This is a genomic window from Marinobacter sp. UBA2688 (assembly GCF_002352785.1).
GTDB classification, from domain to species: domain Bacteria; phylum Pseudomonadota; class Gammaproteobacteria; order Pseudomonadales; family Oleiphilaceae; genus Marinobacter; species Marinobacter salarius.
Map to the genome: position 1 here is coordinate 1 of NZ_DELU01000026.1, position 14,699 is coordinate 14,699.

The following is a 14,699-nucleotide window of genomic DNA, read 5'->3' on the forward strand; positions in this document are numbered from 1 at the left end:
CGCCATGCCTGGCGCACAACGAAAAAGGCGGCCCATGGGCCGCCTTCGGTGTTTGCTTGAACGAGTATCAGCTCAGCACCATCACCGCTTCCATCTCAACCGGGACACCCTTGGGCAACGCCGCGACACCCACGGCGGCACGCGCCGGGTACGGCTCCTGAAAATAGGTGGCCATGATTTCGTTCACCGTTGCAAAGTTGCTCAGATCCGTCATGTAGATGTTGAGCTTAACGATATCCTTGAGCTCGCCGCCACTGGCCTCGCAGACGGCTTTAAGGTTTTCGAACACCTGGCGGGTCTTGGCGGCGAAATCACCCGCGACCACTTCCATGGTTTCCGGCACCAGCGGAATCTGCCCCGACAGGTACACGGTGTCCCCGGCTTTCACTGCCTGGGAGTATGTGCCGATGGCCTGTGGCGCGTTATCAGTCTGTATTACGGATTTGTTGGTCATGACCTTGGGGTCCTCTTTATCAAAACGCCAATCCTCACCTCTGGGTGGCAGGCGTGTCAACAGGCCAAACGTAGCGGCTCTGGCCCGTTGCACCACGGTTGCGTCAGTGCCTTACCCGGTTGATATGGGTGACAGCGCGAATATTCCTGATCCGCCGCATCACCCTGGCAAGATGCCGGCGACCGTTCACATGCACCACAAGGCTGACAATGCCCAGCTTGGCGTTCTGCTCTTCCACGTTGATGCGCTCGATATTGCCATCCGCCATGGCAACTGCGTTGGCAAGCTCTGCAATGACCCCGCGCTGGCGCTCAAGCTCCACTCGAAGTTCAACGGAGAACTCGTTGGCAATGTCCTTGGCCCACTTCAGATGAGTGAGGCGCGCCCTGCCTTCATCGTCCTCTGGCAACCGTGAGCAGGTATCCGAGTGGATCACCATGCCATTGCCCGAGTCCATGGCACCGACCACCGGATCACCGGGAATCGGCTTGCAACAGCTGGCAAACCGAACCAGCAAGCCTTCGGTGCCACGAATGGTGACCGGGCTGTTATCGGCCTTGTCCATGATTGTCGCGGGTGCCACGTCCGATGCCTCATCGTCTATACTGCCGCTGACCAACTGGCGCGCCACGAGATAAGCCATGCGATTGCCCAGACCAATATCGCTGACCAGATCCTCGAAACTGTCCACCTGGTTGTGGCGGACCACCGCCTGGATCTGATGCTCGTTGATCTCGGACAGGCTGGTACCAAACCCTTTGAGGGATTTCTTCAACAGGGTTTTGCCCAGGTCCAGGGATTCGGCACGCTTCTGGTTCTTGAGCACATGACGAATACTGCTGCGAGCCTTACCGGTTACCACGAAACTGAGCCAGGCGGGATTAGGCCGTGCTCCGGGTGCGGTAATGATTTCAACGGTCTGGCCACTTTGCAGCGGCTGGCTCAGGGATCCGAGGTTGCGGTTGATACGGCAGGCCACGCAGGCATTACCGATGTCCGTATGGATGGCGTAAGCAAAGTCGACGGGGGTCGCTCCGCTGGGCAATTCCATGATTTTGCCCTTGGGCGTGAACACGTAGATCTCGTCCGGGAACAGGTCGACTTTCACGTGTTCGATGAATTCCAGGGAGTCGTCCGCGCGCTCACGCATCTCCATCAGGCCCTTCACCCAACGGTCCACCCGTGTCTGGTTGACGCTGGTCACACTGGAGGGCTCGTTCTTGTACATCCAGTGGGCCGCAATACCGTTGTTGGCGATGTGCTCCATTTCCTCGGTGCGGATCTGGATTTCAATATTCACATGCATGCCGAACAGAGTGGTGTGCAGGGACTGATAGCCATTGGCCTTGGGCATGGCAATGTAGTCCTTGAAACGGCCCGGCAGCGGCTTGTAGAGGCTGTGTACGGCGCCGAGGATGCGATAGCAATCGTCCTCGGTGTCGGTAATGATCCGGAAAGCGTACACATCCATGATTTCGTGGAAGGACTTCTGCTTGAACTTCATCTTGTTGTAGATGCTGTTCAAATGCTTTTCCCGGCCCAGGATGCGGCCGGGCAGGCTTCGCTCTTCCAGTTTCTCCTGCAATTTGCCACGGATATCGTCAATGATTTCCCGGTGGCTGCCCCGAAGCTTTGCGACCGCCTTGGAAATGTACTTTGACCGCATCGGGTACAGTGAAGAGAACCCCAGATCTTCCAGTTCGGTGCAAATGGAGTGCATACCCAGGCGATTGGCAATCGGGGCGTAGATATCCAGGGTTTCGTTGGCGATGCGCTGACGCTTCTCATAAGGCATCGGGCCCAGGGTGCGCATGTTGTGCAGGCGATCCGCCAGTTTGACCAGGATCACGCGGATATCCCGTGCCATGGCAAGCGTCATTTTCTGGAAGTTTTCGGCCTGGGCCTCGGCGCGGGAACGGAACTCAATCTGAGTGAGCTTGCTGACGCCGTCTACGAGTTCAGCCACATCCTCGCCAAACTGCTCCGACAGCGCATCCTTGGGGATGCCGGTATCTTCGATGACATCGTGGAGCATGGCCGCCATCAGGCTCTGGTGATCCAGTTTCAGGCCAGCAAGGATTCGAGCAACCGCCAGGGGATGGGTAATATAGCGATCGCCGCTTTTGCGCATCTGCCCTTCGTGGGCCTGTTCGGCATAATAGTAGGCTCTTCGCACCTGATTGATGCGATTGGTATCAAGATACGTGCTGAGTTCATTGGCCAGCACATCAACCGTTGCCTCTGCCGACACCGCGCCTCCGTGGGGATCATAAATGCCAGGGATAAAAAAACCCGAATGCAAGCATTCGGGTCCTTCCGACGTTCTTCCAGTCATGCCTATAGATACACTATAAAACCGCAAGAACAGATTTCAATGCTTTGGACGGGTAACCAGAAAATATTCCCGTCTTCGGCCACATTCAACCTTATTCGTCGTCATCCTCAGTGAGGAGATCGCGGGAGATCTTGCCTTCCGCGATTTCACGCAGGGCGATAACGGTAGGCTTGTCGTTCTCTTCGGCGACCAGCGGCTCGAAACCTTTGGTTGCGATCTGGCGGGCACGCTTGGTGGCCAGCATAACCAGCTGGAAGCGGTTATCAACGTGTTCAAGGCAATCTTCAACGGTAACTCGTGCCATAACTTCCCCGACAATAGCAAAATGACTGATTTCAGCAGACCGCGTAGTTTACTGCGGCCGGTTCAATTTGTATACAGGCAATGTGCGCCGATCAATGGCGCTCGGACAGCCTGACCAACAGCCCGGAATGCCTGACCTGCTGGGCCTGCATGCGCAGACGATGGCAACGAACAATCGCCAGCAGGTCGTCCAGCGCAGTGTCGAAATCATCGTTAACCACCAGATAATCGAATTCCACCGCGTGGCTGCACTCATCCGCCGCCTCATTGAGGCGACGCGCCACCACCTCCGGTGCGTCTGTACCCCGGCCGGTCAGGCGATCCTTTAACGCCTCCGGCGATGGCGGCACGATGAAAATGCTGACACAGTCTGGCATCAGGTGGCGGACCTGCTCCGCACCCTGCCAGTCAATTTCCAGGATCACATCCTGACCCGTGGCCAGTGTTTGTTTCACCCAGACCTGTGAGGTGCCGTAGTAGTTCCCGAAAACATCCGCATGCTCCAGAAAGTCACCGCGATTGATCATCGCCTCGAAGGCTTCTCGGCTGACGAAATGGTAGTTGACGCCATCCTGCTCACCCGTTCGTATAGGCCTGGTTGTATGGGACACGGAGACACCAAGCTTTTCGTCCTGCTTCAGCATTTGAGCCACCAGGCTGGTCTTACCTGCACCCGAGGGGGCGGAAATCACATACAGCGTGCCTTGTTCTGACTCCTGGCTCATGGGACTAACAACTCCGGGCATTGACGGGCTTTCAGTTGGCGCGGAACAACCCCGGCGCCACCACAATAACGAGGGCGGGATTATACGGCGTTTGCGCCGCCCCCGCATCCAAGTGAGGTTACTCCAGGTTCTGGACCTGCTCCCGCATTTGCTCTATCAACACTTTCAGGTCAACCGCTGCCCTTGTCACCCGGGCATCGATGCTTTTGCTGCTGAGCGTATTGGCCTCGCGGTTGAGCTCCTGCATCAGGAAATCCAAACGGCGACCGATGGCATCGTCGGACTGCAGAGTGTCCGAGACCTCGGTGATATGGGCTTCCAAGCGATCCAGCTCTTCGGCGACATCGCTTTTCTGGGCCAGCATCACCATTTCCTGGGCCACGCGATCCGGGTCAAGCTCCACCTTCGCCTGCTCAAAGCGGTTTTTCAGATGCTCTTCCTGGGCACGAATCAGTTCCGGCATTCGCTCCCGAACCTCAGTCACCCGCTCACCCATGGTGGTGAGCCTGTCTTCAAACAGCGGCCGCAGGCGTTCACCTTCCCGCTCCCTGACCGTCACCAATTCACTCACAGTACGCTCGAATAGTTCGCCAGCCGCTTTCCTGGCGGGGCCAAAATCCTGTTCAGTGGAGGCCAGCACTCCCGGCCAACGGAGTATATCCAGTGCGCTAATGTGGGCCGGGTTGTCCAGCATCCTGTTGATGTGGTTGGCCGCCTCATTGACAGCATTTGCCACATCCTCGTCGATCTCGAAGCCCTGGGTTGCCGATTCATTGGCCTGAAGACGAATGGCCACGTCTACCTTGCCGCGCCGCAATTGCTTGCGCAGTTGCTCACGGAAACTGTTCTCCAGCTCCCGGAGCGCTTCGGGCAAGCGAAAGGACGGCTCCAGGTACCGGTGGTTAACCGTGCGAATTTCACAGGTGAGCGTTCCCCAGTCTTCCTGGGTATCCTGGCGGGCGAAGGCCGTCATACTTCTGATCATGGTGACTCCACGTTTGCGAAGAAGCAGATTTCAAGTTTAGCAGGCTGGCCGCTCCAACATCGAACAGACGCCACAGACTGCGTGTTATACTCCGCAATCTTTCGACTTTGCAATCGACCGGGGATTCACCCCGGACACTCACCACTGATACCAGGAACAATTATGAGACCGAGCGGAAGAACGCCGGAACAATCCCGAGACATTCGCATCACCCGTCACTACACCCGCCACGCTGAGGGCTCCGTGCTGGTGGAATTTGGCGACACCAAGGTGATCTGCACCGCCTCTGTCGAAAACAAAGTTCCCCCTTTCCTGCGGGGCGAAGGCAAAGGCTGGATAACCGCCGAGTATGGCATGCTACCCCGCTCTACCGGCAGCCGTATGGGGCGGGAAGCTGCTCGCGGCAAGCAGGGCGGCCGCACCGTGGAAATCCAGCGACTGATCGGCCGTTCATTGCGTGCAGCGGTTGATCTGAGCGCTCTTGGCGAGCATTCCATCACCATCGACTGTGACGTCATCCAGGCCGACGGTGGCACCCGCACCGCTGCAATTACCGGTGGCTGCGTGGCGCTTGTGGATGCGCTGAACCATCTGGTGAAAGAAGGCCGGCTGAAAAAATCGCCGCTGAAGCAGATGATTGCAGCGTTTTCTGTGGGCGTTTACAAAGGCACACCGGTATTGGACCTGGATTACCCGGAGGATTCCGAAGCCGAAACCGACATGAATGTGATCATGACGGATCAAGGTGGTTTCATTGAAATTCAGGGAACTGCCGAGGGTGCGCCGTTTGAACAGGAAGAACTGGACGGCATGTTGAAGCTGGCGAAACTGGGTATTGGCCAGTTGTTTGAGGCGCAGAAGGCGGCTCTGGCCGACTAAGGTTCAGCCTTTTCGCGTGTCCGGAGAGGATCTCTTTTCCGGACACGCTTACTTTCCGATATCCCTCTACTCTGGACTAGCTCGGATCAGAAACCGATTCCGATGTCGTAATCCATGATCACCGGCGCGTGATCGGAGAAACGGGTACTGTCGTCAATCCAGCCATCCTGAATGGTCTTGCGGATACCCGGCGTCAGTAGCTGATAGTCCACCCGGATACCTGCGCTCTTGCGGGACCCTTCAGCCTGCTCTGGCCACCAGGTATACTGGTTGCTCTGCTTGTTGATATCGCGGAATGCATCAACACAGCCCATTTCATCAAACAAACGGTCCAGCCATGCCCGCTCATGGGGCAGGAAGCCGGAAAAATCCAGTTTGTGGTACAGCGGGCTGGCGTCAGTTACGTGATGGGCGGTTTGCAGGTTGGCGCAGAAAATAAACTGACGGCGCTTGCGCAGGGTTTTCTGCATATGGAGGCCAAAGGCTTCCATGAAGTCGTCCTTGTGATCCAGAACCGTCAGGTCGTCCTCGCCAATCAATTCTTCTTCGCGGCCAAGTGCGCAGGGAGAGAGAACGCAGGCGACAGATACCTTGTCAAAATCCGCCTGAATGAAACGGCCTTCGCGATCTGCCTGCTCATTGGCGAAACCGTACATAATGGCCTTCGGGAAATGGCGGGTATAGATACCAACGCCCCCATCCTCGTTACGCTCGCCATCAATAAAGTAGGCCTCATAGCCGTCCGGGATCAGGTTGAAATCCTCGACCTCGTAAGCCCGCATGCGGTGGTCCTGAACGCAAACCACGTCAGCGTCCTGCCTGGCTAGCCATTCAAAGAAACCTTTTTCAACAGCCTGGGCCAGACCGTTGACGCTGATTGTAACTACCCGCATACGTGTTCCCTGATTCGGTTTGTGTGTATGATACCGGTTTTACGCGTTAATTAAAGATCCAAACCCGCCAGAAGCCCTGTCATGCACGACTATCAGCAACAGTTCATTGAGTTCGCCATCCGCCGTAACGTACTCCGTTTCGGAGAATTTACGCTTAAATCCGGCCGCACCAGCCCCTATTTCTTCAATGCGGGGTTGTTCAATACCGGGGAGGATCTGCTTGAGTTAAGCAAGGCCTATGCCGCAGCACTCCAGCGTAGTGGGCTGGATTATGACATTATTTTCGGGCCTGCCTATAAGGGCATACCGTTGGCGACGGTCACCGCCATGGCCCTGGCCGCCGAGGGTAACAACAAACCATTCGCCTTCAACCGAAAAGAAAAGAAGGATCACGGCGAGGGTGGCAATATCGTGGGCGCCCCCCTGGAAGGCAAGGTTCTGATTGTTGATGACGTTATTACCGCTGGCACGGCTATCCGGGAATCCATGGAGCTGATCCGCACCTCAGGGGCGGAGCCTGCAGGCGTACTCATTGCCCTGGATCGCCAGGAGCGAGGCGCTGGCGAACTCTCCGCCATCCAGGAAGTCAAAGAGGAGTTCGGCATTCCTGTGGTCAGTATTATCAAGCTTGAGCAGGTGCTTGCCTACCTGCAAAGCAGGCCCGGCTTTTCAGAACATGCTGACAAAGTCGCCGCATATCGGGACGAGTACGGAGTCTGAATCCGGGCATGGTTTATCGTTCAGCTTTTGGTATGCTTCCTGACATACATTGTTTCAAGCGGAGCGCCAGTCTCTCACCATGAATCGTCTGACCAGGTTTTCAATCGCTGTATCTGCTGCGGCTGCGCTGATGTCTGCCTCTATCGTAGAGGCAAGGATGTATCGTTATACCGATGAAAACGGTCAGATTGTCATCAGCAGTACCATCCCCCAGGAAGCATCCAGACGGGGCTACGACATTCTCAGCAAGAACGGTCGGGTAATTGAAACGATCGATCCGGAACCCACCGAAGAGGAAATTGCCGCCAGGGAAGCCGAGGAAAAACGCCAGGCCGAAGCGGAACGACAGCGGGAGCTCGATCGCAAGCTTCTGGAGCGCTACAGCCACCCAGACGAAGCCGTGCGCGCCATGCACCGCAAGATACGTGAGCTGCAGGGGCTGAATCAGCTCAAGCGAGGCAACATTTCGGTGATCGTCAGCCAACTGGACAGCGAACAGAGCCGGGCTGCAGACCTGGAGCGATCCGGTCGCGACATCCCCGAAGCGACACTGGAAAAAATACGGCGACTGGAAGCCCAGATTCGTGACATCGAACGGGAAATCAACTCGCAGAACGCCAATATAAAAGCCCTGCGGGAACGTTTCGAAGCCGATATCGAACGGCTGGAAGAGATTACAGGCGAGGAAAGAACGCTTCCGCTGGACCCGGACGACCTGGAAGAATAATAAACCACACGACTCGAACAATCAGGCACAAAAAAGGTCACCTCACGGTGACCTTTTTTATGCTTCAAAGAACTCCGGTTGCCGCTCAGGCAGTAGCGGGGCTCTTCTTGGCAGTGCTGGTGCTTTTGCGAGCTGTGGTTTTGCGTGCAGCCGGCTTCTTGGCCTGCGCAGTAGCCTTGGTTGACTGGGCGACGCTGGTCACTTCGTCCGCTGCGTCGGCAACGGTATCTGCACCTTCAGCCGCTTCTTTTTCCAGCTTGGCAACCAGGTCAGCCGCAAAGCTGCCGAAACGGGTGTTCAGGCTGCGCAGTTGCTCGAACAGGTTTTCACTGTAGCCATAGTAACGAGTGCGCAGGGTCTTTACGCTGTACTCGCGGGCTTCGGTTTCCAGCTTTTCAGCGTACTCGAACGGCTTGGAAGCCAGCTTCTTCTGCTGTTCTTCAGCTGCGTTGATGCCCTTCTCTACGATGTCCTGAAGCTGTTCCTGATAGGTCTTGAGTTTACCCATGATGAATCTCCTAAGATTGTGGATGCGTGGTTTGAAAATCTGCATCGTTATCGCCGGCAAACCGATGCCGACTTCTGATCACATGTCGAAGGTTACGGTCAAAAATTAGAATGTTCATACTAAAACCACCCCCTATTCGCCATCTGTCAACGGGGGAACAGGATCGTCTCGGAATTTACGGATAGTTCACTTGATGATTTTTTAAAGATTCGGCATGCTCTGCGCCTTGAAATGAGAAAGCCCGTCTCCCCGTTTTATTCAGGCCTCGCTTCTGACGTATCCCATTACAGTAACAACAGCACCAATAACGCGCTGACAAACGGATTGCGAGAAACACCATGCCAGGTATAAGACTCAGCCAGAACGCTGCGGGCCATCGGCAGCTTTGGAAAATGGTCGTTGCCGGAATGGCACTGGCCATCATGGCCGGATGCCAGGAAGACTCCGGGGCATCAAGGGCCGCTTCAAGCCAAGCCAACGAAGCATCTGAACAAAGGCTGGGAGATGCCGTTTCGTCCATTCGGAACACCCTCGGGCAGCCTGAACCGGTACAGGAAGAGACATCCAACACTGGAGTTCCGGCCGACGAGGAGTCGATCACCCCTCCCACACTACGCTGGGACGCTCCGCTCACCCGGGAAGACGGCTCACGCCTCTATGCCAGCGACATCAGCGGCTATCGCATTTATTATCGCCTGCGGCACAGAGACAGTTTCGAGGTCATATCACTTTCCGGTGACGAAGACACTCGCTACCAGCTTGAGGATTTTCCGCCGGGTGCCTATGAATTCAGCATTACCGCCCTCGACGACAGCGGGCTGGAAAGCAAGCGCTCCGACGCAGTTACCGTCGACCTGATCTGAGTAGCATCCGAGAAATTTACCACCTGAAGATGACCCAACTGGGCACCAGCATGTCGGTCTCGCTCTCACGAATCCAGCCACCACCATCTGCTGGAACCAGGTAGTATTCGGGACCGACTTCCGGCACTACTTTGATCTCCACCAATTGACCATTCACCCGGTATTCGTAGAACACCTCGTTCTCACCCGGGCGAATCACGATCTGCGCCCCGTCAGCGGATGGCTGATAATCAGACACCACCAGGGGCTCCCTGGGTGTCTGTACAACATCGACATCCTCCTGGGCCATTGAAGGCCCGCAGAGCACACCCAACACAAGACCCGAGCAAGCGATACGTTTCATTTTCATGGTACTCTTCGGTTCTGTTTAGAGACGTGCATAATCACGCTGACACACGGGAAATGCACCCCGTTTATGTCAGAGTTGCACAAGCCTATCAACGCTTCAATCAGAATCCGGATCCGTTTTGATATGACACAGCAGCAGACTCCGCCGGTAGTTCTTGTAGATGGCTCTTCCTACCTCTTCCGCGCCTATCATGCCCTGCCGCCACTGATGACCAGCAAGAGCCACCCCACGGGCGCCATAAAGGGCGTTATCAGCATGATCCGGAAGCTGGAACAGGATTTTCCAGGCTCAAAAATGGTGGTGGTGTTCGACGCCAAGGGTAAGACCTTTCGCAACGACCTGTACGAAGACTACAAGGCCACCCGCCCGCCTATGCCGGATGACCTGGCCATGCAGATCCAGCCAATCCACGACATGGTTCGGGCCATGGGCCTGCCCTTGTTGATCGTCAGTGGCGTGGAAGCCGACGATGTCATCGGCACCCTGGCCCATGAAGCCACCAGCAAGGGCATTGATGTGGTGGTATCGACCGGCGACAAGGACATGGCGCAGCTGGTGAGCGATCACGTCACCCTGATTAACACCATGACGGATACCCGCATGGACCGCGATGGCGTGGTCGAGAAATTCGGCATTGGCCCGGAGCAGATCGTGGACTACCTGGCGCTGGTGGGCGACAAGGTGGACAACATTCCCGGAGTCAACAAGTGCGGCCCGAAAACCGCCGTTAAATGGCTACAGGCGTGGGACAACCTGGATGACATCATTGAGCATGCGGACGAGGTCAAAGGCAAAATTGGCGAATACCTTCGGGAAGCCACCGAAACCCTGCCGCTCAGTCGCCAACTGGCCACCATCAAAACCGACGTGGATCTTGAGTTCGGGCTGGAAGACCTCAAGCTGAGGACCCAGGACGACGGTCAGTTGCTGGAACTGTTCCGGGAATATGAGCTTCGATCCTGGATTGCCGAGCTCGAAAACAGCGACTCAGCCGATGAAAAAAGCGCGGACGATGCCGTCGACAACAGCACCAATCCGGCCAGCAAAGAGAAAACATACACAATAGTGACCGATCAGGCAGAGCTGGATACCTGGATTGATCGCCTCAACAAGGCACCGCTGTTCGCCTTTGATACCGAGACCACCAGCCTGCGTTATATGGACGCCGATGTCGTTGGTGTGTCCTTTGCCATTGAGCCCGGCGAGGCTGCCTACGTGCCATTTGGCCACGATTATATGGGCGCCCCGGAACAACTGGACCGGGAAACAGTGCTGAACCAGTTGAAACCACTGCTGGAAGACCCGAAGAAAGCCAAGCTCGGCCAGAACCTCAAATACGACAAGAACGTGCTGGCCAACCACGGCATCCACCTGGAAGGCATTGCGGAAGACACCATGCTGGAGTCCTACGTACTCAATTCCGTAGGGTCTCGTCACGACATGGACTCGCTGGCCAGGCAATACTTGGGCGAGCAGACCATCACTTTCGAATCCATCGCCGGCAAAGGCGCCAAGCAACTGACCTTCAACCAGATTGATCTGGAGCAGGCTGGCCCCTACGCGGCAGAAGACGCCGATATCACCCTTCGACTGCACCAGGCGCTGCGACCGCAACTGGAGAAAACCGGCCGGCTGCGGGACGTCTATGAAAACATCGACCTGCCACTGGTGCCCGTACTGTCCCGTATGGAGCAACGAGGTGCAATGATCAGCGCCAGCACGCTGCGCAAGCACAGCCAGGAACTGGCAGAGCGTATGGCGGAGCTTGAGAAGGAAGCCCACGAGGAAGCCGGCGAAAGCTTCAATCTGGGCTCTCCCAAGCAACTACAGGCTATTTTCTACGACAAAATGGGGCTGCCGGTGGTAAAGAAAACCCCGAAAGGCGCGCCCTCCACGGCGGAACCGGTGCTGCAGGAACTGGCCCACGAGCATACCCTGCCCCGATTGATCCTTGAGCACCGCAGCCTGAGCAAGCTGAAATCCACCTACACCGACACCTTGCCGGAATTGATTCACCATCGCACTGGCCGGATTCACACCTCCTATCACCAGGCGGTAACGGCCACCGGCCGGCTGTCGTCCTCGGAGCCGAACCTGCAGAACATTCCCATCCGCAGCGAACAGGGCCGGCGCATTCGCCAGGCTTTCGTGGCCCCGGAGGGCTACAAGCTGATGGCGGCGGACTACTCCCAGATTGAACTGCGCATCATGGCGCACCTGTCGGGCGACAAGGGACTGCTCAAGGCGTTCGAAAAGGGCGAGGACATTCACCGGGCGACGGCTGCCGAAGTCTTTGGCGTGGCCGTCGACGACGTCTCCGGCGACCAGCGCCGCAGCGCCAAGGCCATCAACTTCGGACTCATTTATGGCATGTCCGCCTTTGGCCTTGGCCGCCAGTTGGATGTGGGCCGCAACCAAGCACAGGAGTATATTGACCGCTATTTCGAGCGCTATCCCGGCGTGCTGAAATACATGGACAGTATTCGCAAACAGGCCCACGACGACGGATACGTGGAAACGCTCTACGGCCGTCGCCTGTACCTGCCGGAAATCAACGCCCGCAACAAGCAGCTGCAACAAGCCGCCGAGCGTACGGCCATCAATGCCCCCATGCAGGGGACTGCCGCGGACATTATCAAGCGGGCCATGGTCAGCGTTGAGGACTGGCTACAGGAACATCACCAGGACGATGCCCGAATGATCCTGCAGGTTCACGACGAACTGATTCTGGAAGTGCGTGAATCCGCCGTGGACAAGATTCGCGAAGGCCTTGAGAAGCGGATGTCTGCTGCGGCATCGCTGGATGTACCCTTACTGGTGGAGGCCGGAGTCGGTAATAACTGGGACGAAGCCCACTGAACCCTCTCGCCCAGGTTCCGTTTTGGGGCGAACAAGGTGGTTTCGCCCCAAAACACACCATTCTTTTTGCAGTCTCACCAGTATGCTCCCAGCAACGACGGCGCTGGGCTCGACAGCCGAAAACGGCACGAAATTCGCAAGCCTTGTGAGGGTCGGCCCCGCATTCGCATGAGTGAATACCGGGGCCATGTTGTGACACTTTTCTACCCGAGGCACTCACCATGACTTTTCTGGCTTCCGAGCGCAGTTGGCTTATGAACCCTGGCTTACTGAAACTGGTTCACCAGTGTCGCCGCTTAATTCAGTCTGAGTTCGGGGTAAAGCTGCACCTCACGGAAGAGCACCTGGAACGGCATCTAGCGGACTATGCCAGCAAAACCCGCTCAGCCCACCTCATCCACACCTGGGAAATACTCAGACCCCAGATCCCTCACCTGGACCTGCACGACGAGACCGACAATGCGAAGCGAATGTATCGCGGACAGGAAATTGCCGAGGAAACGTCTAGGGGCGACAGTAGTGCTTCCGAAACGGAAGCAGAAAGGACGAGAAAGAAGAAGGTTATCTATCGTGGGCAGGTTATTGGTTGAGGGGCGTCGTACGCCCCTCAAGGTATCACTTAAAACTGCTTGCTGACCTGTACCCCCGCACTCCAGGCATCAAGCTCGTAGGTACCACGGTAGCGAGCCGCCCCGGGCATGGGCTCGTCGTTGACGTCATAGTTCTGTTCGTTCACCTCTTCGTCGTCGAACAGCAACACCCCGGCGGCCACGTCTACCGTCCAGCCTGAACGGGCGTCGGCGTACTGTGCGCCCAGCGTGACCCAATCGCGATCCCCTGACGGGATTCGAGCCGTACGGAAATCGTCGTTCACCGGCGACTCATCCCAGGCATAGCCAGCCTTGAATGCCCACTCCGGGGTCGCCTGCCAGATGGCGCCGACATTGGCCTGCCAGGTGTCTTTCCAGTTTTCCGAAACGTGCGTCACCAGGCGCTCATCACCAAGACCGGGCCCTGCCTGAGAAGAAATTGGGCCATTGTCCTCACGGCTGACCACATCCAATGCCTCAAACCGGCTCCACTTGGCCCAGGTCGCACCTGCCAGCAGTGTTACGGTATCGGTCAATTGGTGACGGGCACCGAAGGTAATGCTCTCGGGAATATCCAGCGGGACAGTCACCCGTTCAGTGACCGTGGACTGGCTGAACGTCAGGCCACCACCGCTAAGGCTACCCTGCGGATAGTTACGAACTTCCGCGTCGCCATCCAGCTCCAGTTCTGTTCCGGTCTGGGCGGATATACCAAACTGTGTTCGCTCCGACATTTCCCAAAGCAAGCCAAAGGCGAAGGTGAGCGCCACGTCACTGCCTTCGATATCCGCGTAACCGTCTTCCAGGGTCCCCGGGGGCAACCCGAAGCGGGCTTCCGTACCACTGTAGTCCTGGAACTTGGTCAGCCGGCCTTCGGCGTAGATCACATTGACGCCAGCACCCATGGAGAATCCATTACCGTCGTTAACGGCAATGGACGGGCTGAATGCAATGGCGGTCAGCTCGGTCTTGTCCGCGAAAAAGCGCCCCTTGAAGTCATCCTCGTAATCCGCCGCAAGGCCATAGGGGGCGTGCAGACCGAAGCCCACGTCCAGCCAGTCGTTGATTTCGTGGGTCATGTAAAAATTGGGAAGGACGGCCGGGTCGGCGATATCACCACCGTTTCCACCGGCGACGGGACGGCCGTCATCGCGAACGGCACTGCCAGTGCCTTCCTTGAGCTCGGCATCAATATCCAGAACGGCGGCACCAAACGACATATTGGTGCCGGAAAGCTGGCTCATGCCGGCCGGATTGAAGAAAACCGTAGTGGCATTTTCCGGATTGGCTGCGGTGCCGGCGTTAGCAACGCCCATGGCACTGGCACTTTGCTCATTGAGTGAAAAACCACCGGCCAGCGCTGCGGCGGGTGCCACCAACGCCGATACCGTCGCGATTCGGATAACAGAGCCGGGCAATACTTTGTTTTTGCGCATAAATCCCCCTGGATGATCGTCGGAGCGGAGTATACGCATCACGGGCCAATGGCCTCAAATGCCATCCCTACTG

Annotated in this window: 15 protein-coding genes; 6 read left to right on the forward strand and 9 right to left on the reverse strand. The window is 56.8% G+C overall.

Annotated features, from left to right (window positions below; all coding sequences use genetic code 11):
* Positions 1 to 67: 67 nt before the first annotated feature.
* From B3M52_RS15410 to B3M52_RS15430, 5 genes are all read right to left on the reverse strand, one after another.
* The gene (locus tag B3M52_RS15410; protein ID WP_036205609.1) at positions 68 to 454 is read right to left on the reverse strand and encodes a RidA family protein; all 387 of its coding nucleotides are present in this window, start codon (positions 452 to 454) and stop codon (positions 68 to 70) included.
* Positions 455 to 557: 103 nt separating this feature from the next.
* Positions 558 to 2,705: a RelA/SpoT family protein gene (locus tag B3M52_RS15415; protein ID WP_036203176.1), complete on the reverse strand. Its 2,148-nt coding sequence runs from the start codon at positions 2,703 to 2,705 to the stop codon at positions 558 to 560.
* A gap of 175 nt (positions 2,706 to 2,880) precedes the next feature.
* Positions 2,881 to 3,093 carry a DNA-directed RNA polymerase subunit omega gene (gene rpoZ, locus B3M52_RS15420; protein ID WP_036203173.1) on the reverse strand — a complete coding sequence of 71 codons (213 nt, stop codon included), beginning with the start codon at positions 3,091 to 3,093 and terminating at the stop codon, positions 2,881 to 2,883.
* Between the two features lie 91 nt (positions 3,094 to 3,184).
* Positions 3,185 to 3,817 (reverse strand): guanylate kinase, encoded by a 633-nt coding sequence (gene gmk / locus B3M52_RS15425; RefSeq protein ID WP_075195033.1) that lies wholly within the window; start codon positions 3,815 to 3,817, stop codon positions 3,185 to 3,187.
* 118 nt (positions 3,818 to 3,935) lie between these two features.
* Positions 3,936 to 4,802 (reverse strand): YicC/YloC family endoribonuclease, encoded by an 867-nt coding sequence (locus B3M52_RS15430; protein WP_036203167.1) that lies wholly within the window; start codon positions 4,800 to 4,802, stop codon positions 3,936 to 3,938.
* Between the two features lie 162 nt (positions 4,803 to 4,964).
* Between B3M52_RS15430 and rph the strand changes: the two genes are divergently transcribed.
* A complete protein-coding gene (gene rph, locus B3M52_RS15435; protein WP_036203164.1) occupies positions 4,965 to 5,681 on the forward strand; it encodes a ribonuclease PH in 717 nt (238 codons plus the stop codon).
* A gap of 86 nt (positions 5,682 to 5,767) precedes the next feature.
* Here rph and B3M52_RS15440 read toward each other — a convergent pair whose 3' ends face one another.
* Positions 5,768 to 6,574, reverse strand: a complete 807-nt coding sequence (locus B3M52_RS15440; protein ID WP_036203162.1) for an exodeoxyribonuclease III — start codon at positions 6,572 to 6,574, stop codon at positions 5,768 to 5,770.
* Between the two features lie 81 nt (positions 6,575 to 6,655).
* Here B3M52_RS15440 and pyrE point away from each other — a divergent pair, with 81 nt between their 5' ends.
* Together pyrE and B3M52_RS15450 are read left to right on the forward strand one after the other, a co-directional pair.
* On the forward strand, positions 6,656 to 7,294 hold the full coding sequence (pyrE, locus tag B3M52_RS15445; RefSeq protein WP_075195032.1) for an orotate phosphoribosyltransferase: 639 nt from the start codon (positions 6,656 to 6,658) through the stop codon (positions 7,292 to 7,294).
* A gap of 79 nt (positions 7,295 to 7,373) precedes the next feature.
* Positions 7,374 to 8,021, forward strand: coding sequence for a DUF4124 domain-containing protein (locus tag B3M52_RS15450; protein ID WP_036203157.1), 648 nt, complete (start codon positions 7,374 to 7,376; stop codon positions 8,019 to 8,021).
* Positions 8,022 to 8,106: 85 nt separating this feature from the next.
* On the opposite strand, the gene B3M52_RS15455 is transcribed toward B3M52_RS15450, so the two are convergent.
* Positions 8,107 to 8,529: a hypothetical protein gene (locus B3M52_RS15455; protein ID WP_075195031.1), complete on the reverse strand. Its 423-nt coding sequence runs from the start codon at positions 8,527 to 8,529 to the stop codon at positions 8,107 to 8,109.
* Between the two features lie 338 nt (positions 8,530 to 8,867).
* Between B3M52_RS15455 and B3M52_RS15460 the strand changes: the two genes are divergently transcribed.
* Positions 8,868 to 9,392, forward strand: coding sequence for a fibronectin type III domain-containing protein (locus B3M52_RS15460; RefSeq protein ID WP_075195030.1), 525 nt, complete (start codon positions 8,868 to 8,870; stop codon positions 9,390 to 9,392).
* A gap of 16 nt (positions 9,393 to 9,408) precedes the next feature.
* Here the strand turns inward: B3M52_RS15460 and B3M52_RS15465 are convergent, their stop codons facing one another.
* A complete protein-coding gene (locus B3M52_RS15465; protein ID WP_036205605.1) occupies positions 9,409 to 9,735 on the reverse strand; it encodes a DUF2782 domain-containing protein in 327 nt (108 codons plus the stop codon).
* A gap of 129 nt (positions 9,736 to 9,864) precedes the next feature.
* Here B3M52_RS15465 and polA point away from each other — a divergent pair, with 129 nt between their 5' ends.
* Both polA and B3M52_RS15475 read left to right on the forward strand, forming a co-directional pair.
* On the forward strand, positions 9,865 to 12,600 hold the full coding sequence (polA, locus tag B3M52_RS15470; RefSeq protein ID WP_041332637.1) for a DNA polymerase I: 2,736 nt from the start codon (positions 9,865 to 9,867) through the stop codon (positions 12,598 to 12,600).
* 221 nt (positions 12,601 to 12,821) lie between these two features.
* Positions 12,822 to 13,190: a hypothetical protein gene (locus B3M52_RS15475; protein ID WP_041332636.1), complete on the forward strand. Its 369-nt coding sequence runs from the start codon at positions 12,822 to 12,824 to the stop codon at positions 13,188 to 13,190.
* 29 nt (positions 13,191 to 13,219) lie between these two features.
* Here the strand turns inward: B3M52_RS15475 and B3M52_RS15480 are convergent, their stop codons facing one another.
* Positions 13,220 to 14,626 carry an OmpP1/FadL family transporter gene (locus B3M52_RS15480; RefSeq protein ID WP_177190611.1) on the reverse strand — a complete coding sequence of 469 codons (1,407 nt, stop codon included), beginning with the start codon at positions 14,624 to 14,626 and terminating at the stop codon, positions 13,220 to 13,222.
* Positions 14,627 to 14,699 lie beyond the last annotated feature (73 nt).